We start from the raw sequence: 17352 nt of genomic DNA, 5'->3' as shown, positions 1-17352 counted from the left end.
GTGTTCCGGGGGCTGTTGCCGTGCTACGCCACGCGCCAGTCGGACAGCTGGTCGTCGGCTCCGACCTCGGCGGTGAGGCGCTGGCCGGCCAGCTGGTCGACGGGCACGCCGGTCGCGGCCGCGATGTCTGCGGCGGGGTAGCGGACGGGCTCGGCCCGCTCCTCGGCGGGGACGTCGGCGACGATCTCGGCCTCGTCGCCGAAAAGCAGCAGGACGCGGACGGGTACGCGCTCGGTCATGGGGTGGGTCCTCTCGTGGATGGCGGTCCGAGTCTTCAGGACGCGGGCCGCGTGCTGGTCGTACTGGTCGGGGGTGAGCTGGTGGCCACAGGTGAGGCAGTGGACGTACCAGCGGCCGTCCGTGCGGACGAGGGTGCACAGGTCACAGGCCGGACACGGCGCGGCGCGCGGATGCTGCTGGGGCTGGCTATGGGTGAGGTGGCGCAGGCGGCGGACGAGGGTGTCCAGGGCGTCGTGGAGGCCTGCCGCGAGGGGCAGCGTGAGGGCGAACGGCAGGTAGGCGGTGAGCCATGCGCACCAGCCGGTGATCGATTCGCCGTGCCGGGGCGACGCCTGTTCGCAGGGCTGGAGGCGGGCGATGCCGTGGGGGTCGCGGTGGGCGGCGGGGTGGTGGTAGGCGATGTGTCCGGCCCAGGCGCCGAGGGTGGCGGCGATCGGGGGCTGGCCGTCGTCGTCAGCGCCTTGGGGGTCGTAGCGGCCGGGGCCGAGGAGCGCCAGGACGCGGAGGTCGACGGGCACGGGCGCGACGGCCTGGCCGGTGCCGCCCACACGTCCCTGGGCGGGCCGCGCGGAGCGGGCGACGAACTCCTCGGCGAGCAGCAGTGCCTGCGCGGGGATCTCGGCGAGCCAGCCGCGGAGTTCGCCGGCGTGCAGCTGGCACAGGTGCTGGCCGTCGGGTGCGGTGCGGGGGCACACCGTGCAGCTACTCACGGTCGGCCTCGGCGGCGTTGCGGCTGGCTGCGCGCCGGGCGCGGGCGAGGATGACGGGGTCTTCGAGGAGTTCGGGGATGGAGGCGCCCTCCCGGCCGGTGGCTACGTGTTCGCGGCCGAGGAGGAGATCGCGCAGCTTGTCGAACTCGGCCATAACCTTGGCGGCGTTCAGGCCCATCTGCCGCTCGGTCTCCTTGCCGAGGTCGGCGAGCTGGCGGGTGACCTCGTCCGCCAGGACCTCACGGACCTGGGTCTCTGCGAGTTCGGCGACGAGCTGGCGGGTGGCGCCGACGAGGTCACGGGCGGCCTTGCCCTCGTAGCGGAGGTCCTTGAGGGTCTCGCGGGCCTCGCGGATCTCGGCGCGCAGCTGGTCGCGCAGCTGCTGAAGATCCTCTGTGTGATCGTGCTGCGGGTCCATGATCGTTCTTTCCGGCCGGGGCGTCCGGCCATGGCTACTGGTTAGTAATACGGGTGGTCTCGCGCGCCTGCGATGTCGCAGGCGCGTGCGCGCGCGAGGCTCAGTCCTTCCGGGGGCGGTAGTGGTCGTAGAGGGCGTTGAGGACGCCGACGAGGGCGAGGAGGAGCACGGTGAGGGTGGCGATGATCGCGATGGTCCAGGCCCAGTAGGCGTGGATGAGGACGGCGAGGGTGGTGATCGCCTCGATGACGAGGGTGCCGTTGCTCATCTGTGGGTCCGGCGGGTGTGGAGGTTGTCGCTGGTCTCGGTGGTGAAGGCGGTGGCGCCGATGGTGGCGGCGAGGGCCCAGGCGTGGTCGCCGCGTATCCAGGCGGCGAGGCCTGCGAGGAGGCAGGCGAGGGCGAGCAGGGCGGTGACTGCGACGGCGGCGCGGCTGGGGGTGGGGCAGGTGCAGCGGGGTGCGGCGGCCGCGGTGAGGGTGGTGACGGTGTAGCCGTAGCCCTTGAGGTCTGCGGTGATGTGCTCGGCGGCCTCGGTGGTGTGGAAGGTGTTGGTGGGGTCGCTGTTGATCCAGTAGTTGTCGAGGGCGGCCGCGATGGCGTCCTGGGGTGTGGCGGGGAGGATCGGGTGGTGGGTCACGGGGTGGCTCCGGGGGTCGGGCGACGGTCGGGGACGGGGATGTTGTGCTGTTTGCGCAGGGCGCTGATGCGGTCGAACTGGAGGCCCGTGGCCGCCTTGACCTGCTTGTAGGTGGCGCCGTCGCGGAGCAGGGCGATGGCCTGTTCCTCCCGGGCCTGGCGCTGGGCGGGGGTGAGTCTGACCCGGTTGGGCGGCAGGGGGATGCGCTGCTCTCTGCGGACGCGTACGACGCGGGACGGCCCGACGTGCAGGGTGTCGACGATGTCCTGGTGGGTGTCTCCGGCGCGGAGCATGTCGGCGATCTGGTTGTCGAGCTGCTCGCGCCGGTTCATCGCGGCCGCCAGGGGGTGGGGCGTACGCCGGTGAGGGCGCGGCCGGCGGTGCGCCTGGCGGCGGCCGCGCGGCGGCGGACACGGGCACGGGCGACGGGGCAGGACGAGACGTGCGGGCGCCGGAGGACCTCGCGTTCCTCTGCGGCGGGGCGGTCGCTGCTGAGCTGGCGCGTCCAGTAGATCGACTCGCGCACCGAGACTGCCTGGTTGCCGGTGGGGTCCTCGCGCGGGTCCAGCGGGATGATCTTGCGGTGCTTGGTGGTGAGGGCGTACAGGACGCGTATCCCGCAGTCGTCGCAGGTGCCGTAGCCGGTTTCGGTCCGGCGGGTGGGGCTCTCGTACATGGCAGGTCGGGTCTCCGGTCGGGTCAGGCGGTGGGTCGGCAGGCGGCGCACCGCTGGAGTGGCAGGGGTGTGGGTGAGGTCCAGCCGCAGCTGGTGCAGGCGTGGGGGCGTGCGAGGCCCGTATGGGGCGGGTGGGCGGTGGTGATCTCGGCGCAGGCTTTGCAGGGGGCGCCGGTGTGGGCGAGGAATCCCCAGTGGCAGCCGGGCAGTTGGCAGCGGGAGCGCGGCGGGAGGACGGCGCCGAGGAGCCAGCGGCCGGGGTCGCGGATGTCCTCGGCGGGTGTCCAGGCGCGCAGCCGGGTGATCTGGTCGCGGATGTCCTCGGGCCAGGTGCCGGCGTCGAGTTGGGCGCCGATCTCACGGGCGATGCGGCGGACGGCGAAGACCGGGACGGTGGGCAGGAGGTCGCGTACGGGCTCCAGGACGGCCCAGACGCGTGGGCTGAGGGTCAGAGCGGGTCCGGCGTACGCGGGGCGCGCAGAGGGGCGCGCAGGGCGTGCCGACCGGAACGTGCCAGCGACCGCAGCGACCGTAGTGACCGAGTTATCCACAGGGCCCGGGCCCCACTTACGTTCATCTCGCCTACGGCGGAAAGCCCCACGCTCGGGCGTGGTTCTCACGTCAGTCAGTTCTGGGTCTTCCTTAGACGCGAGGGATCCGCCAGTCGTGTCCGCTGCCGATCCGCCATGTGTGTCCGGTGGCAGGGGCTCGTCGACGACGAGCCGGAGGGGGCTGTCGTGGATCTCGTACTCGTGGCGGCCGTGGTCCCCGGTGCGCCGGTGGACGGTGATCCATCCAGCTCCCTCGAGTTCGTTGGTCATGCGGCGGGCCGAGCGCTCGGTGACGCCCAGGAGCGCGCCCAGCTCGGCCGCGGTGACGGGCGTCCTGGTCGCCACGGCGTACGCGAGAGCGGCGTACAGGACGAGCAGCGGGTGACGCAGGGCCTTGACTGCGAGGACGGCCACGAACGCGAAGTGCTCGCCACGGTCGAGGCCTCGGGTGCGGCGCTCGGCGGTCTCGCCGTCGCCGGCCGCGTCCGTGCGGCGGACCGTGGTCAGCTCGGGGATGTCGTCCGGCCCCGGCGCGGACAGCTCGGCCAAGTACCGCTCGGCCGTCCTTTTGGAGTCGCCCATGTACCCGGCGAGGGTGAGCACGCCGGCGCGGCAGCCGTCAGCACGCTGGGCGAGCGCCGTGATCTGGGCGTGGTACGCGACCGCGCCCGGGCTGTAGCGGCCGGTGCCCCACACGCGCTTGGGGATCTTCACCTTCTGCCGGTACCAGGCCGGCTCGTCCAGTCCGCGCGCAGCACCACCGGCCCCACCGCTGATGCGGCGGGGCTCGGCGGGGCGCGCGGGCTGGTGCACGGGGTCCTAGCTGGAGTCGTCGGGCGGTCCGTCGCCGGAGGGGACGGTGTAGGTGGCGCCGCACGGGGCGTTGCGGACGCCGGGGAAGATGTGGCGGTGAACGGCGCCGCAGCCGCCCGGGCCGTCGCAGTGCACGGCGTACTCGGTGCGGCCCTGGGTGCGGATCGGCTCGACCGCGGCGGCCGCAGGGCCGCCGTAGGAGGGCGGATCGTCTGGCAGCAGCGCTAACTGCCGCTCAGACGCGCTCACTTGGGCACCTCGCCGGTATGTGGAGGCTCCGCACGCGCGGCCAGGGGCGGCAGGGTCAGCGCCAGCGGGCGCACCGGGGACCCCGGCGGCCAGTCGCGGATGTCCGGCCGCACGAAGAAGTGCCAGTTCTCCAGCTGCTGGAGCGCAAGGCGGGCCTGCTTCGGTGTGATGCGGGCCAGGTGCTCCAGACGGGTGGGCGCCTGCACACCGCCCGCGCACACGACACCCAGCTCGTCGGCATGGTGGGCGAGCACGAACGCGACGATCCGCGTGTTGCGGTGCAGCGGGCTGGACATGACGGCGCGTTCCCACTGGGCGCGGTCGTACGGCGGGGCGGGCTGGGCCTGGCGGCGGGCGAGGCCCTCAGGCGCGGGTGTGGATGTCATCGTTTCCTCACTGGTCAGTAGGGGCGGTAGCCGGGCACGGCCGGGCCGTGCCGGTCGCAGCGCCAGCCGCACGGGTATAGGCGGGCGTAGGTCAGGTCGTGCGGGCACCGGAGCACACCGCACGCACCCGGACGGCGGCGCCGACGGCGGCGGCGGGCGGGCCGCCCGCCCCGAGGGGGCATCGGGGCGGACGGCCCGGTCATCGGACGGCCCCGGGTGCGGCGGCCGGACTCGGCGCCGGCACCGGGCCGGAGGCGGGATTGCACCCGAGGACCGCGAGCAGCAGCGCCACGGAGAACAGGAACCACCAGCGGTACACAGCAACCTCGCCTTCGTATGAACGTTCGATACGGGGGGTGGGTCCGGCCGCCCCAGGGGGATGGATGAGCGGCCAGGCGGCCGGACCCGGCTCAGGCACCCGGGCTTCCCTCGGCAGGCGGAACCGGGCGGCGGGGGCGGCGGACGCGCGGGGGTCTAACGTCCAGATTCCCGGCGACGAACGGCCGGTCAGGGCGAATGGCACCGGTACGCACGCCCTGCCGGTAGCCATGGGCAAGGACGACGACGGCCTGGGAGATGAGGGCCTCGGGGCTCTTGCCGGTGGCGGCCAGCACCGCCAGATCGCGGCGCAGCTCCGGCCACCCGGCCAGGTCGATCGTCAGCTGGGTGTCCACCAACCGCCGCGGCACGGCCAGCGGCCGACGCTCCCGGCCACCCTCGGCCACCACCTCGGCCACGGGCGCAACCGGCGGCTCGGCCGGTGGCGCAACCTCGGCCACACCCGTGCTGGCCTGCGGCGCAGAATCGTCCACCGCCTCTCCGCCGTCCTCGCCCTCGGCCGGAGAGCCGTCGGCCACGGGCGCGGAGTGCGGCACCGGCTCGGCCACGGCCTCGGCCGGTGGCGCATCCTCGGCCGCCCGGCGGCCGATCTCGTCCAGGTCCCGGGTGACCGTGTCGCGCGAGAGCCCCAGCCGCTCGGCCATCTGCCGCAGGCTCAAGTCCGGCTCGGCCTCGCGCAGTTCGGCCACCTTGCGGCGGCGCAGGGCGCGCGCGTCCGCCGGCGTCACCGCGCACCGCCGATGTGGACGGGGCGGCCATCGCGCACGATCGTCAGCCGGTGCGGGCCCGCCTCGAACCACAGCCCCGACAGGGGGTCGGGGTCGTCCTCGACAGCGAAGCAGCCCACCATGCCCTCACGGAACTCGGCGTCCTCGGGCAGGGTGTCGGCGAGCAGCTGCATCGACAGGAACCCGTGCTGGCCCGCGGCGACGATGTACGTCTCGCCGAACGCGGCGGCCGTCCCGGCAGCCTCGTAGTGGACGTGGACCAGGTCGCCCGGGCGCACCGGGTACCAGGGCGCGGACTCCAGGTCGGCGCCAGCCGACATCAGGATGCCGACCTCGCCGACCAGGTCCCGTCGCCGCTTGGCGTCCTCGGCCCGGGCGAGCGGGCTCGCCTGCTCGTCGTCGCTCAGGGGCAGCTGCGCGGCGATCCGCAGGGCGAGGACGTCGACCTGCATGGCCCACGGCTTCGGGGCATCCGGGGTGGGCGCCTCGATGTGGGCGAGTGCGCGGCCGTAGATCAGGTCGGCGGCGGGCACGTCGTCGACGGGCTGCTTGAGAACTCGGGTGATGATCTTCAACGCCTCGGTACGGCGCATGATGCGGTCCTTCGGTTGGTGCCCGGGCCTGGCACGGCGGTTGTCAGGGCACGCCGTGCCAGGCCCGGAGAACGGAGGGGTCAGGCGCCGGGACGGCGCGAGGTGGCGGGGATGTGCTTGGGCGCGGGTCGCGGACGGCCCAGCTGGACATCACGGGCCAGGGCGCGCGCCGCACGGATGCCTCGGGCGCGGTGCAGCGCGAACTCGGCCTCTCCCGGCTGCCAGTTACGCGTCGGGGGCAGCAGCGGCACGCGCCGGCGCGGAGGCTGCACGACGCGGGCGGTCGGCTGCCGGTCGCCGATCGCGTCGACCACACCAGCCACCGCGAACAGGGCCAGCATGGTCAGCATGGTCAGCAGGGCGACGATGATCAGGATCGGGCCGGTCATCGGTTCGTCTCCCCGCGCTCGTCGTACGCGGCCAGGGCGAGGTGCAGCGCGGCCGCGTGCTCCCACCGGCCGGGGGGCGGCTTCTCGCAGTCACAGCGCAGACCGCACAGCAGCGCATGCATGCACCGCTCCGCGACCGTGTCCGGGTCGGCGAGGGCGTCGATGTCGGGCTCGGCGATGTCCGTGCCGCTGGACACCGACCAGCCCGCCAGGTGCGACCACTGCGCGATGACGCCGGCCGCCTGAAGCTCCTCGGGCAGGAGGTCGTCGTGACCGGGCAGCCACTCCAGCCGGATGAAAAGCTCCCGCTGCCCGTCGAGCGTCTCCACCCGCACGCCGGTCTCGACCGTGTCTGGCAGGACCTCGACCGCGCACAGCGCGCGGTGCACGGCCTCCGCGTACGGCAGCTGCGGCAGGGTGGACTCGCCGGCAGAAGCAGACAGCTGGGGGCTGTCGCCGGTGTCCTTCCCGACCGTGGCGGCCGTACGGGGCTCCTCGATGGCGCTCACGCGGCTGCCCTCGCTTCCGGCTGCTCGGCCAGACGCTCGCCGATCCACCGCGCGGCCGCGTTCACCGTGCGCAGTGGCTTGCCGCCGCGGCCCCTGCCGTCGTTGGCGTGCTCGAACCGGATGCGTTGCCCGCCGTACCCGAACTGGCCTCCGTCGCCGGGCACCGCGAGGGCCGACCACACCACGCCCCCACGGTCACCGCGGCTCTGCCCGATCTGCCCGACCACGGTGGCCTCCGTGACTTCCCGCACCTTGGAACGGGTCACCACGAAGTCGTGCGGCTCGGCCTCCCGCAGGCGGCCGACGTCGAGCCACGGCGTTCCCGGCCACAGCAGCAGGCCCGCGGCCTTGCGGGGCGGCAGCCCGTAGCCCAGGTGGGTGGTGCTGGTGATCGATTCGCCGGTGTCGTGGGTCGTCTCACCGGTGATCACCCGCGCGGCGCCGCACGAGTAGCACACGATCCGCACCACGGACTTGTCGAAGGAGTTGCCGTGCGCGCAGTCCTCATCGGGGCACTCGTGCCTCAGGGGCGCCTCGCCGTAGCCGACGTGCCGGTAGGCCTTCTCTTCCGTGCGGAAGGACACGTCCCACGCGGGCTTCGCGCAGCCGCGCCGGTGCCCGGGCTTCTCCCAGCCGAGGTAGCTGTCGAGTGCCGACGTCACACCACACCGCCCTGGAACTCGTCGACGTCGCCCCGCTCGTCCGCGAACCCCGCCTCGACCGACCCGGCCACCTGTGCCGCGTACTCGTCGGACGCGCCCGGTCCGTGCCGCGCGTCGAGGTCGTCGGCCGCCGTCTCGTGTCCGGCCCGGGCCAGCGCATCGACCACGCACACGTCGCAGCAGTACCAGCGCGGGACGTCGCCGAGGCTGGCGATCTGCAGGCGGGACCAGCCGAACAGGTCGGCGGCGTCCAGGTCGTGATCGGTGCCGCACCCCGGCGTCGGGCACTTGGCGCGGATGTCGCGGGCATCGGCGTCGACCAGGCTCGCGAGGGCCGCTCGCTGCGCGCCGTCGACGACGAGTTCGGCGCGGCCGCCGTATGACGAGGTGCACTCGACGACGGCCTGCGTGTCCAGGCTGCCCGCCTCGGAAACCTGGACGCTCCCCGTCCAGGTGAGCGTCATCGGGGGGCTGCCGTCGTACGCCGTCTTGGCGTACTCGACGGCCGCCGCGATCTCCGCGACCGACAGGTGGTGCCAGCCCGGGCGGCCCTCGATCAGACGGCGCACGGCTTCGACCTGGCGCTGGGCGCCCGCCATTTCGGCGAGCTGGCGGCCGCGCTCAGCGATCTCCACCCCGTCCTCGGCGTGCGCCTGCTCCGCGGCCGCGGCCGCGATGTCCTGGGCCCGCTGAGGGTCGAAAAGGAGGCCAGCGTCGGCCTCGGCCTGCGCCAACTCCCCTGCTGTGGCTGCCCCGTTGGTCATTGCCGCAGCGATCACCCCCGCAGCGGCCTGGACTGGATCGACGTAGGAGGCACCGAGCGGTACAGGGAGGACCTGGCCGTACGCGGCGAAAACGGCGGCGGTCTGCTCGGGCGTCGCGGCGGGTACGCGCTCGGGGGGCATGGGCCCCGGGGACTGATGGGATGATGCGGTCACAGTTGATCCACTCCTCGTGAAGCGGTGGCGTGGGTGGCTGAGGGGTCGTGCCGGGGTCCAGCCCGGGGCGGCCCCGACCTATGTGGGTCAGGCAGCTGCTGCGGGAGTGCTCGACGCAGCAAGCGGGTCATTGCGCAGCAGGACGGCCACGCGGCGGATCTCTGCCTCGGTGAGTCGGCATTTCGGGCAGTCGTTCGGGTCCGGCACCAGGTGCTGGCACGGCTCCTCGAACCCCGCCTGGAATGCCTCGTCGACAGACAGGCAGACTCGGCCGCTCATGCCGCCACGGTCTCGGGCATGAGGTCAGCGACCTCGCAGCCGAGTTCGTTGGCCAGCCGTCGCAGCACGGGGGGTGAGGGGCTTACACGTCCGTGCTCGATGGAGGACATGTGAGGGCGGGAGATGCCGGCGCGGAGCGCAAGTTCCTTCTGTTTCAAGCCAGCTTCGATTCGCTTCCGGCGAACCGACTCCGGACTGTGGGTCCGTCGGGGTTCCATGAGAGGAACACTACGGCGAAACTTCGAAAAACTTCAAGAAGCTTCGATGAAGTAGCCCATCAATTGCCAAAGTTTCTGTCAGTGAATCGCCCTCACCTGCGGGTATTCGCTAAAGTTTCCTGAAGTTTCGTGTGGGCCCTGACGGGAGATGGCCGTGGATTCGAGCGACCTGGGCATTACGCCTCCACCAGAGGCGGGGCTGATCCGCGTTGCCCGCATGGCGCGGGGACTCAGCCCGGAGGCCGCTGCACTCCAGACCCCGATCAGACTCGGCGGCGCCCGGTGGCGACATATCGAACGTGGGTACGAGCCGAAGCGGCCGCCCAAGAAAGTCCGCGCGCCGGACACCACGCTCGCCCACATGGCACACGTGGTCGGCGTCAGCCCCGATCGGTTGGCCGAAGTGGGACGAGAGACCGCGGCGGTCGTCCTCCGCGAGATCCTCCGCCAGCACGCCGAGGGCGACGATCAGGTACGGGAACAGCCGTACGCGGACATGTCCGATCGGCTGGAGCGGACGGCGTGGGAAATGCCGCTCGATGTGGAGCAGCGGAAGTTGATCGTCGACATGCTCCGGCAGGCCCGGGCGCAGGGGCAACAGGAGCGCAGCGCGTAACGACGCGTCATGGCCCGTGGCTTGTTCGTGGTCGTTGTGTTGGTGCGTGTCAGGTAGTGAGCTGGACGACCTCCGGGCCGCGCACCTCGCCGACGACCAGCCGGTCCGGCCGCATCCGGAGTGCCTGGCGGACGAGGTCCTGGAGCGTGACGAGCCCGGCACCCTCCTGGTTGGCGGGTCTGCTCTCCAGCCGTACGACGTGCGGATGGTCCGGTCTCAACTCCGCGGAGTCCTCGGCCAGGACGACCCGCTCCCCCGGTCCGACCAGCCCCAGCAGCGCGCTCAGCAGGGTCGTCTTGCCGCTGCCCGTTCCGCCGCTGATCAGGAACGAGAGCCGTGCCTCGATCAGCGCCCGCAGGATGCGGTCCCCGCCGGGCGGCACCGTGCCCGCCGTGACCAGCTCGCCGAGCGTGAACGCGCGGGGTCGTACGACACGCAGCGACAGGCAGGTGCAGCCGACGGCCACCGGGGGCAGTACCGCGTGCAGTCGGGTCCCGTCGGGCAGCCGGGCGTCGGCCCAGGGGCGGGCGTCGTCCAGCCGGCGTCCGGCCACCGCGGCCAGGCGCTGCGCGAGGCGTCGTACGGCCGCCGCGTCCGGGAAGGAGACGCCGGTCAGCTCCAGGCCGCCGCCCCGGTCGACCCACACCCGGTCCGGGGCGGACACGAGGACGTCGGTCACCGAGGGGTCGGCGAGCAGGGACTCCAGCGGGCCGCTGCCCACCAGCTCGGATCTCAACTGCTCGGTGGCGCCCAGCACTTCGGCGTCCCCCAGCACCCGCCCCTGCTCCCGCAGCGCCTGCGCCACCCGCGCGGGCGTCGGCTCACCCCCGCTCTCGGCCAGCCACCGCCGCACACCGTCGAGCAACCCCGCGGGCATTTCGGGCCCACCGCTCGCCCCGGCGCCACCCGAAGCCCAACGCCCTGAATCCCGCCCCCGCTCAAGCCCGAGTGCTCCAGTCACCGGAGGATCCGCCGAGGCACCGCCTCCAAAAGACGCGCCCCTCACCGCCCTCGCCGAACCGCCCCCGGGCAGCCCGCCACCGCTCCCCACCAGCCCCCTCATACGCCACCCGCCTCGGCCAGCGCCCGCTCGAGGAAATCCCGGCAGAACCGCGCCAGCGGCCCCTTCCCCGCCGTCCCCGGTGGGGACTTGCCCTCGTGCGGCCGTAGCAGCCCGGACTCCACGGGCACCTCTCCGGCCAGGGGCAGGGCGAGGAGGCGGGCCACCTCCCGGTCGTCCAGGCCGGGGGCGTACGGGCCGCGTACGGCCACGCGGAGGTCGCGCAGGACCATGCCGACGGCGGAGGCGACCCGGCCGGCCGCCGCGACGGCGCGGAGTTCGGCGGGGACCACCAGGAGGCCCACGTCGAGCTGCGCGAGGGCCTCGGCGACGCCGTCGTCGATGCGGCGGGGCAGGTCGACCACGACCGTGCCGCCGCGCCTCCTGGCGGCGGCGAGCACCGCCCGCACCGCCTGCGGCGGGATGGCGACGCAGTCGCCGCGGTCCCAGCTGAGCACCCGGAGCGAGTGCAGTTCGGGCAGGGACTCCTCCAGGGCTCCGCCGCCGACCCGGCCGCGCGAGGCGGCGAACGCGGGCCAGCGCAGGCCCTCCGCCGTCTCGCCGCCGAGGAGTACGTCGAGTCCGCCGCCCAGCGGATCCGCGTCCACCAGGAGTGTGCGCAGCCCCTCACGCGCGGAGGTGACGGCGAGCGCGCAGGCCAGCGTGGACGCCCCGGCCCCGCCGCGGCCGCCGATGACGCCCACGGTGAGCGCCGGGCGGCCGACGCCCTCGGCGACGTCGGCAATGCGGTCGACCAGCCACTGCTCGCCGTCGGGCAGCATCAGGACGTGGTCGGCGCCGATCTCGACGGCCCGCCGCCAGACCCCCGAGTCGTCCTGGTCCCGGCCGACCAGCACCACCCCGCGTCGGCGGGCGGCCCCGCGCACCCGTCGGACCGCGTCGTCACCGACCAGGACGAGCGGCGCGGTGTCCCAGCCGCCCCGGCGCTCCGGCACCCCGTGATGGACCTCGGGTGTCGCGCCGGCCGCCGCGCACAGACGCAGAAGGTCGTCGAGGAGCTCGGCGTCCTCGGTGACGATCAGCGGTCCGCCCTGTCGCCCTCCGGCGGCGGGCCGCGGATCGCCCGTGACAGTTCCGGCCATGTTTTCAATCCCCCATCGATGTCTCTCGCGTCACCCCTGCGGCCACGCGATTCCCAAACGTGCGGAGAACCGGCGATCGGCCCTCTTATGCACGGCCGACAGAAACCGGCCAAACGCGTCCGACAAACGGAACGGGCCCATGAACTCGCCGCGAGCGAGGACGCGTTGGAATCACGGTGCGGGCATCGCGGAAATCGTGTGGATCTTGGTCGAAAACTGTGGACAACTCAGGGCCTGTGAATATCGCCTTCACCCATACCGGTGACCCCTGTACTGGCCTCTGTGCGAGTTCCGCAGCGCAGTCCGTCGACTACGCACGGTGACGGGTTCTGGGCATGAAAAAAGGCGGCACCAGCCGCCTCGGGTTGGTCTCACGACCAGGCACAGGGAGCGAAAACGCGTCCGGACATGCGACGACCCCCACCGGGGGGGGAGAGTGGGGGTCGTCTTCACGGCCGACTCGGGGGGGGGAGGAGCCGGACCGCGTTAGCACGGTCGCGAACGATCCGTGACTTCCATGGTGTACCCGAGAGCCCTCTCAGGCAAACCCACGCGCCTCACCTTACGCCGAATGGGCTGCGCCTATGCTCTGGGTTGTGGAAAACCACTCCTTGCCCCGCACAGCAGCCTTCTTTGACCTGGACAAGACGGTCATTGCGAAGTCGAGCACGCTCACCTTCGGCAAGTCCTTCTACCAAGGCGGACTGATCAACCGCAGGGCCGCGCTGCGGACCGCCTATGCGCAGTTCGTCTTCCTCACCGGCGGCGCCGACCACGACCAGATGGAGCGGATGCGCAAGTACCTGTCCGCACTCTGCCGCGGCTGGAACGTCCAGCAGGTCAGGGAGATCGTCGCCGAGACGCTGCACGACCTGATCGACCCGATCATCTACGACGAGGCGGCCTCCCTCATCGAGGAGCACCACTCGGCCGGCCGCGATGTGGTGATCGTGTCCACGTCGGGCGCCGAGGTGGTCGAGCCGATCGGTGAACTCCTGGGCGCGGACCGGGTGGTGGCGACCCGCATGGTCGTGGGCGACGACGGCTGCTTCACCGGCGAGGTGGAGTACTACGCGTACGGCCCGACGAAGGCCGAGGCGGTCAAAGAGCTGGCGCGGTCCGAGGGGTACGACCTCGACCGCTGCTTCGCCTACAGCGACTCGGCGACGGACGTACCGATGCTGGAGTCCGTGGGCCACCCCTTCGCCGTGAACCCGGACCGCACGCTGCGCCGCGAGGCACTCGCGCGCGGGTGGCCGATTCTGGACTTCAACCGCCCGGTGCGGCTCAAGCAGCGGCTGCCCACCCTCTCCGTACCACCCCGCCCCGCGCTGGTCGTGGCCGCGGCGGTGGGTGCGGCGGCGGCCACGGCAGGGCTCGTCTGGTACGCGAGCAGGCGCAGGGCGACGACCGTTTAGGGCGGTTGGTGACCCTTTGAAGGTAAAAGTAAAGAACCGCGGCGAGGGGTTTCGCTTCCTCCGGGCCAGGAGTACAAAGGATTCAACGGCCCGCGAGACCAAGGACATCCGAAAGGATCACCTTATTACCGCATTTGGCCCCACGGACCGCGCATGAACACCGAGCACCCACGCGACGTCGACCCGTCGATTACGGGCCAGCCGCACCAGGTGACGGGCTAAGTTCCCGACCTGATGGGCAATATTTCGAGGACGCTTGGTAACCCGGTGGATCATGCCAGCGGCGGTACGAATCCTCGTACCGCCGCAACCCTGCGATCGCCCCCCAGTAGGGGGCCTTTTTCATATGAAAGCTCGCTCCTAGGCAGCGCCGCGCTGGAGCGCCTCGCACACCGCCGTCGACTCGCGCGCACCCAGCTCGACCGCCCGGCCGCAGTGCGCGATCCAGGCGGCCATGCCCTCCGGGGTGCCCGACACGTACCCGTCCAGTGCCGCGAGGTAGGCCGCGCGCCCCAGCTCGGCGTGGCCGACCTCCGCCGGGCAGACCGACTTCGGGTCGAGGCCGCTGCCGATGAGGACGATCCGCTCGGCGGTGCGCGCGACCAGGCCGTTGTGGGAGGTGAAGGGGCGCAGGGCGAGCAGTTCGCCGTGCACGACTGCGGCCGTCACCAGCGCCGGTGCCGAGCCGCCCGCGATGATCAGGTCCGCGAGTCCGTCCAGCCGCCCGGACACCTCGGCCGCGCCCGGCAACGGCAGTTCGACGAGCGGCTCGTGAACCGCCTCCCCCTCCTGTCGCGGCCGGCCGACCGTGTCGTCGTTGCTCGCGGCCGCCACCAAGTGCAGCCGGGCGAGCACCCGGAGCGGCGACTGCCGCCAGATGGACAGGAGTTGGCCCGCCTCGACGGACAGCCGGAGGGCCGCGCCCATGGTGCGGGCCTCCTCGTCACCGCTGAAGTCGGTACGCCGTCGCACCTCTTCGAGGGCCCAGTCGGCCCCGGACAGCGCGGCCGAACCGCGAGCGCCGCGCAGGGCCGCCTCGGCGGTGAGCTCGTTGCTGCGACGCCGCATGACCCGGTGCCCATAGACCCGGTCCACGGCCTTGCGCATGGACTCCACGGCCTCGGGAACTCCGGGCAGCGTGCCCAGGGCCGCGAGCGGATCGGCGGTCGCGTCTGTCGTACTCATGAGTACGACAGTAGCCATCCCGGAGGTCCGCCCCACGATTGAGTGGTCTTCTTCACGCACACCTGCCACATAGCGCAATGGCACGACTACGCTTCGTGAACATGAAAATTGCTTTCGTCGGGAAGGGCGGCAGCGGGAAGACCACCCTGTCCTCCCTGTTCATCCGCCACCTCGCGGCCACCGGCCGGCCCGTCGTCGCCGTCGACGCCGACATCAACCAGCACCTGGGCCCCGCCCTCGGCCTGGACGAGGCGGAGGCCGCCGCACTGCCCGCACTCGGCGAACACCTCCCCCTGATCAAGGAGCACCTGCGCGGCACCAACCCGCGCATCACCTCCGCCGACACGATGATCAAGACCACCCCGCCCGGCGAGGGCTCCCGGCTGCTGCGGGTGCGCGAGGACAATCCGGTCTACGACGCCTGCGCGCGACCGGTGGAACTCGACGGCGGGGCCGTCCGTTTGATGGTCACGGGCCCCTTCACCGACGCCGACCTGGGGGTCTCCTGCTACCACTCCAAGACGGGAGCGGTGGAGCTCTGCCTGAACCACCTGGTGGACGGGCGGGACGAGTTCGTCGTGGTGGACATGACGGCAGGCTCGGACTCCTTCGCCTCCGGCATGTTCACCCGCTTCGACATCACGTTCCTGGTGGCCGAGCCGACCCGGAAGGGGGTCTCCGTCTATCGCCAGTACAAGGAGTACGCCCGTGACTTCGGAGTCGCCCTGAAGGTCGTCGGCAACAAGGTGCGGGACCAGGACGACCTCGAATTCCTGCGCGCCGAGGTCGGGGACGACCTGCTCGTGACGGTGGGGCACTCGGACTGGGTGCGTGCCATGGAGAAGGGCCTGCCGCCCCGGTTCGAGCTCCTGGAGGACGCCAACCGCCGCGCCCTGCGCCTGCTGGAGATCGCCGCCGACGCCACGTACGAACTGCGGGACTGGGAGCGCTACACGCGCCAGACGGTGCACTTCCACCTGAAAAACGCGCAGAGCTGGGGCAATGAGCGCACCGGGGCCGACCTGGCGGCGCAGGTCGACCCCGGTTTCGTGCTCGGCGAAAGCGTCACCGCCACCGCCACAGCCACCGCGTGACCCCACGCGCGCGGCGAGCCCTCCCGGTACTGCCTACTGCTTGACCGCCGGTGCCCCGGGGACGCCCTTCGGGGCCGGGGCGGGGCGGCCGGTCAGGAAGGACGTCCAGCCCGCCTTCGGTGCCTCGCCGACGTTCAGGCCGCGCAGCTTGGCCAGGGTCTGCGGGTCCTGGGCGTCCAGCCAGTCGGCCAGTTCCCGGAAGGACACACAGCGCACCTCGGACTTGTTGCACACCTTCTCGATGACCTCGTCGAGGGCACGCATGTAGGTGCCGCCGTTCCAGGACTCGAAGTGGTTGCCGATGACCAGGGGCGCGCGGTTGCCGTCGTAGGCGCGGTCGAAGCCCTTGAGCAGGCCGTCACGCATCTCGTCGCCCCACCGGTCGTACTTGTCGGGGTCGCCCTGGGTCTGCGTGCCGGACTGGTTGACCATGAAGTTGTAGTCCATGGTCAGCTGCTCGTAGGAGTGGCCCGGGAAGGGGACGAGCTGCATGGACAGGTCCCACAGCCCCTCCTTCTTCTTGGGCCAGAGCTGCTCGTTGACCCCGCTGGTGTCGTAGCGGAAGCCCAACTGGCTCGCCGCCTTCATGAAGTTGGCCTGGCCCTCCAGGCAGGGCGTGCGGGCGCCGACCAGTTCCTTGTCGTAGTCGAAGGGCAGCGGAGAGGCGTTCTTCATCCCGGAGTTGGTCTTCCAGGTCTTCACGAACTGCTTCGCCTGGGCGATCTCGCTCTTCCACTCGGCGACCGACCACTCGCCGACCCCGCCGTTCTTGCCGCAGAAGTGACCGTTGAAGTGGGTGCCGATCTCGTTGCCCTCCAGCCACGCCAGGCGCAGCTGCTTCACGGTGTCGGCGATGCCCTGCTCGTCGTTGAAACCGATGTCGGAGGCGCCCGGCGAGTGCTCCGGGGGCTTGTAGAGGTCGCGCTTGTCCTCCGGCAGCATGTACACACCGCTGAGGAAGTACGTCATGTTCGCGCGGTTGGCCTTGGAGACCTTGCGGAAGTGGGAGAACAGCTTCTGGCTGTCCTCGCCGGCGCCGTCGAAGGAGAAGACCACGAACTGCGGGGGCTTCTGACCGGGCTTGAGCCGCTCGGGCCTGGGCAGATGCGGCTGCGCCCCGGTGTACGACGTGGAGCCGTCCCCGATGAGGCGGACTCCGCTCTTGGGTGCAGGGGCGGGCGCCGCCTTGTGCGGACCGTGCGCTCCGTGCGGGGAACCGTTGTCACCAATCGCGCAACCGGCGAGCGACGCGGCACAGGCCGCGGCGATCACGGCGCCCGCGGTGATCCTCTGGGTGGCGGCCATGTCCGCCCACCTTCTTCCTTCGTTCGGACCGACGCCGCTCAGGGCGTTCTCTGGCGATGTGCCGGAAGTCCCGACAGCGCCGCCAAGGTCGCATGGGGCCGAAGGTGGGATTAGTACGACAAGCCGATGAAATTTCCACTTCACTCAATGAGGTGACTTATTAACCCATTTGCCCGCAATCTCTATGCCTGACCTTTACTCTGCATTACGATCCATTTACCGAGAGTTGAGAAA

The 17352-nt window shown here is 71.8% G+C and carries 23 protein-coding genes and 1 pseudogene; 3 read left to right on the top strand and 21 right to left on the bottom strand.

Features of this window, described 5'->3' with window-relative positions:
* Window positions 1-23: 23 nt before the first annotated feature.
* From ACIRB1_RS32090 to ACIRB1_RS32010, 17 genes are all read right to left on the bottom strand, one after another.
* Complete coding sequence (locus ACIRB1_RS32090) at window positions 24-950, bottom strand: hypothetical protein (RefSeq protein WP_403467829.1); 927 nt, start codon at window positions 948-950, stop codon at window positions 24-26.
* Window positions 943-1368 carry a hypothetical protein gene (locus ACIRB1_RS32085; protein ID WP_403467828.1) on the bottom strand — a complete coding sequence of 142 codons (426 nt, stop codon included), beginning with the start codon at window positions 1366-1368 and terminating at the stop codon, window positions 943-945. The genes ACIRB1_RS32090 and ACIRB1_RS32085 overlap by 8 nt, the downstream gene beginning before the upstream one ends.
* A 100-nt stretch (window positions 1369-1468) precedes the next feature.
* Window positions 1469-1636: a hypothetical protein gene (locus tag ACIRB1_RS32080; protein ID WP_403467827.1), complete on the bottom strand. Its 168-nt coding sequence runs from the start codon at window positions 1634-1636 to the stop codon at window positions 1469-1471.
* A complete protein-coding gene (locus ACIRB1_RS32075) occupies window positions 1633-2007 on the bottom strand; it encodes a hypothetical protein (RefSeq protein ID WP_403467826.1) in 375 nt (124 codons plus the stop codon). The genes ACIRB1_RS32080 and ACIRB1_RS32075 overlap by 4 nt, the downstream gene beginning before the upstream one ends.
* Window positions 2004-2339, bottom strand: a complete 336-nt coding sequence (locus tag ACIRB1_RS32070; RefSeq protein ID WP_403467825.1) for a hypothetical protein — start codon at window positions 2337-2339, stop codon at window positions 2004-2006. Before ACIRB1_RS32070 ends, ACIRB1_RS32075 begins: the two co-directional genes overlap by 4 nt.
* Window positions 2336-2683, bottom strand: coding sequence for a hypothetical protein (locus ACIRB1_RS32065; RefSeq protein ID WP_403467824.1), 348 nt, complete (start codon window positions 2681-2683; stop codon window positions 2336-2338). The genes ACIRB1_RS32070 and ACIRB1_RS32065 overlap by 4 nt, the downstream gene beginning before the upstream one ends.
* Before the next feature lie 23 nt (window positions 2684-2706).
* Window positions 2707-4047, bottom strand: coding sequence for a hypothetical protein (locus ACIRB1_RS32060; RefSeq protein WP_403467823.1), 1341 nt, complete (start codon window positions 4045-4047; stop codon window positions 2707-2709).
* A gap of 6 nt (window positions 4048-4053) precedes the next feature.
* On the bottom strand, window positions 4054-4296 hold the full coding sequence (locus ACIRB1_RS32055) for a hypothetical protein (protein WP_403467822.1): 243 nt from the start codon (window positions 4294-4296) through the stop codon (window positions 4054-4056).
* Window positions 4293-4682, bottom strand: a complete 390-nt coding sequence (locus tag ACIRB1_RS32050; RefSeq protein WP_403467821.1) for a hypothetical protein — start codon at window positions 4680-4682, stop codon at window positions 4293-4295. The genes ACIRB1_RS32055 and ACIRB1_RS32050 overlap by 4 nt, the downstream gene beginning before the upstream one ends.
* Window positions 4683-5092: 410 nt before the next feature.
* Window positions 5093-5749 (bottom strand): HTH domain-containing protein, encoded by a 657-nt coding sequence (locus ACIRB1_RS32045; RefSeq protein WP_403467820.1) that lies wholly within the window; start codon window positions 5747-5749, stop codon window positions 5093-5095.
* Window positions 5746-6342 carry a hypothetical protein gene (locus tag ACIRB1_RS32040; protein WP_403467819.1) on the bottom strand — a complete coding sequence of 199 codons (597 nt, stop codon included), beginning with the start codon at window positions 6340-6342 and terminating at the stop codon, window positions 5746-5748. The genes ACIRB1_RS32045 and ACIRB1_RS32040 overlap by 4 nt, the downstream gene beginning before the upstream one ends.
* A gap of 80 nt (window positions 6343-6422) precedes the next feature.
* On the bottom strand, window positions 6423-6731 hold the full coding sequence (locus ACIRB1_RS32035) for a hypothetical protein (protein WP_403467818.1): 309 nt from the start codon (window positions 6729-6731) through the stop codon (window positions 6423-6425).
* Window positions 6728-7240: a hypothetical protein gene (locus ACIRB1_RS32030; RefSeq protein ID WP_403467817.1), complete on the bottom strand. Its 513-nt coding sequence runs from the start codon at window positions 7238-7240 to the stop codon at window positions 6728-6730. Before ACIRB1_RS32030 ends, ACIRB1_RS32035 begins: the two co-directional genes overlap by 4 nt.
* Window positions 7237-7902 (bottom strand): hypothetical protein, encoded by a 666-nt coding sequence (locus ACIRB1_RS32025; RefSeq protein ID WP_403467816.1) that lies wholly within the window; start codon window positions 7900-7902, stop codon window positions 7237-7239. The genes ACIRB1_RS32030 and ACIRB1_RS32025 overlap by 4 nt, the downstream gene beginning before the upstream one ends.
* Window positions 7899-8840, bottom strand: coding sequence for a hypothetical protein (locus tag ACIRB1_RS32020; RefSeq protein ID WP_403467815.1), 942 nt, complete (start codon window positions 8838-8840; stop codon window positions 7899-7901). Before ACIRB1_RS32020 ends, ACIRB1_RS32025 begins: the two co-directional genes overlap by 4 nt.
* A gap of 87 nt (window positions 8841-8927) precedes the next feature.
* A complete protein-coding gene (locus ACIRB1_RS32015; RefSeq protein ID WP_403467814.1) occupies window positions 8928-9119 on the bottom strand; it encodes a hypothetical protein in 192 nt (63 codons plus the stop codon).
* Entirely contained in the window at window positions 9116-9337 is a 222-nt protein-coding gene (locus tag ACIRB1_RS32010) for a helix-turn-helix domain-containing protein (protein ID WP_403467813.1), read from the bottom strand. Before ACIRB1_RS32010 ends, ACIRB1_RS32015 begins: the two co-directional genes overlap by 4 nt.
* A 154-nt stretch (window positions 9338-9491) precedes the next feature.
* On the opposite strand from ACIRB1_RS32010, the gene ACIRB1_RS32005 reads away from it, so the two are divergent.
* Window positions 9492-9953 (top strand): hypothetical protein, encoded by a 462-nt coding sequence (locus ACIRB1_RS32005; protein WP_403467812.1) that lies wholly within the window; start codon window positions 9492-9494, stop codon window positions 9951-9953.
* A 58-nt stretch (window positions 9954-10011) separates the two neighbouring features.
* On the opposite strand, the pseudogene ACIRB1_RS32000 reads toward ACIRB1_RS32005, so the two are convergent.
* Together ACIRB1_RS32000 and ssd are read right to left on the bottom strand one after the other, a co-directional pair.
* Window positions 10012-10830: pseudogene (locus tag ACIRB1_RS32000) on the bottom strand (TadA family conjugal transfer-associated ATPase); the annotation flags it as partial.
* 182 nt (window positions 10831-11012) lie between these two features.
* Window positions 11013-12116 (bottom strand): septum site-determining protein Ssd, encoded by a 1104-nt coding sequence (gene ssd / locus ACIRB1_RS31995; protein WP_352183995.1) that lies wholly within the window; start codon window positions 12114-12116, stop codon window positions 11013-11015.
* A 584-nt stretch (window positions 12117-12700) separates the two neighbouring features.
* Here ssd and ACIRB1_RS31990 point away from each other — a divergent pair.
* Entirely contained in the window at window positions 12701-13534 is an 834-nt protein-coding gene (locus tag ACIRB1_RS31990; RefSeq protein WP_352183994.1) for an HAD-IB family hydrolase, read from the top strand.
* A 360-nt stretch (window positions 13535-13894) separates the two neighbouring features.
* Here the strand turns inward: ACIRB1_RS31990 and ACIRB1_RS31985 are convergent, their stop codons facing one another.
* Window positions 13895-14719, bottom strand: coding sequence for an oxidoreductase (locus tag ACIRB1_RS31985; protein WP_403467811.1), 825 nt, complete (start codon window positions 14717-14719; stop codon window positions 13895-13897).
* A gap of 101 nt (window positions 14720-14820) precedes the next feature.
* On the opposite strand from ACIRB1_RS31985, the gene ACIRB1_RS31980 reads away from it, so the two are divergent.
* Window positions 14821-15813 (top strand): ATP-binding protein, encoded by a 993-nt coding sequence (locus ACIRB1_RS31980; RefSeq protein WP_403467810.1) that lies wholly within the window; start codon window positions 14821-14823, stop codon window positions 15811-15813.
* A gap of 33 nt (window positions 15814-15846) precedes the next feature.
* On the opposite strand, the gene ACIRB1_RS31975 is transcribed toward ACIRB1_RS31980, so the two are convergent.
* Complete coding sequence (locus ACIRB1_RS31975; protein WP_403467809.1) at window positions 15847-17118, bottom strand: hypothetical protein; 1272 nt, start codon at window positions 17116-17118, stop codon at window positions 15847-15849.
* Window positions 17119-17352: the final 234 nt, after the last annotated feature.

Source organism: Streptomyces sp. NPDC096013, assembly GCF_044763565.1.
Taxonomy (GTDB): domain Bacteria; phylum Actinomycetota; class Actinomycetes; order Streptomycetales; family Streptomycetaceae; genus Streptomyces.
The sequence above is the reverse complement of the archived record's forward strand: the minus strand, read 5'-3'. Positions and strand labels throughout refer to the sequence as shown.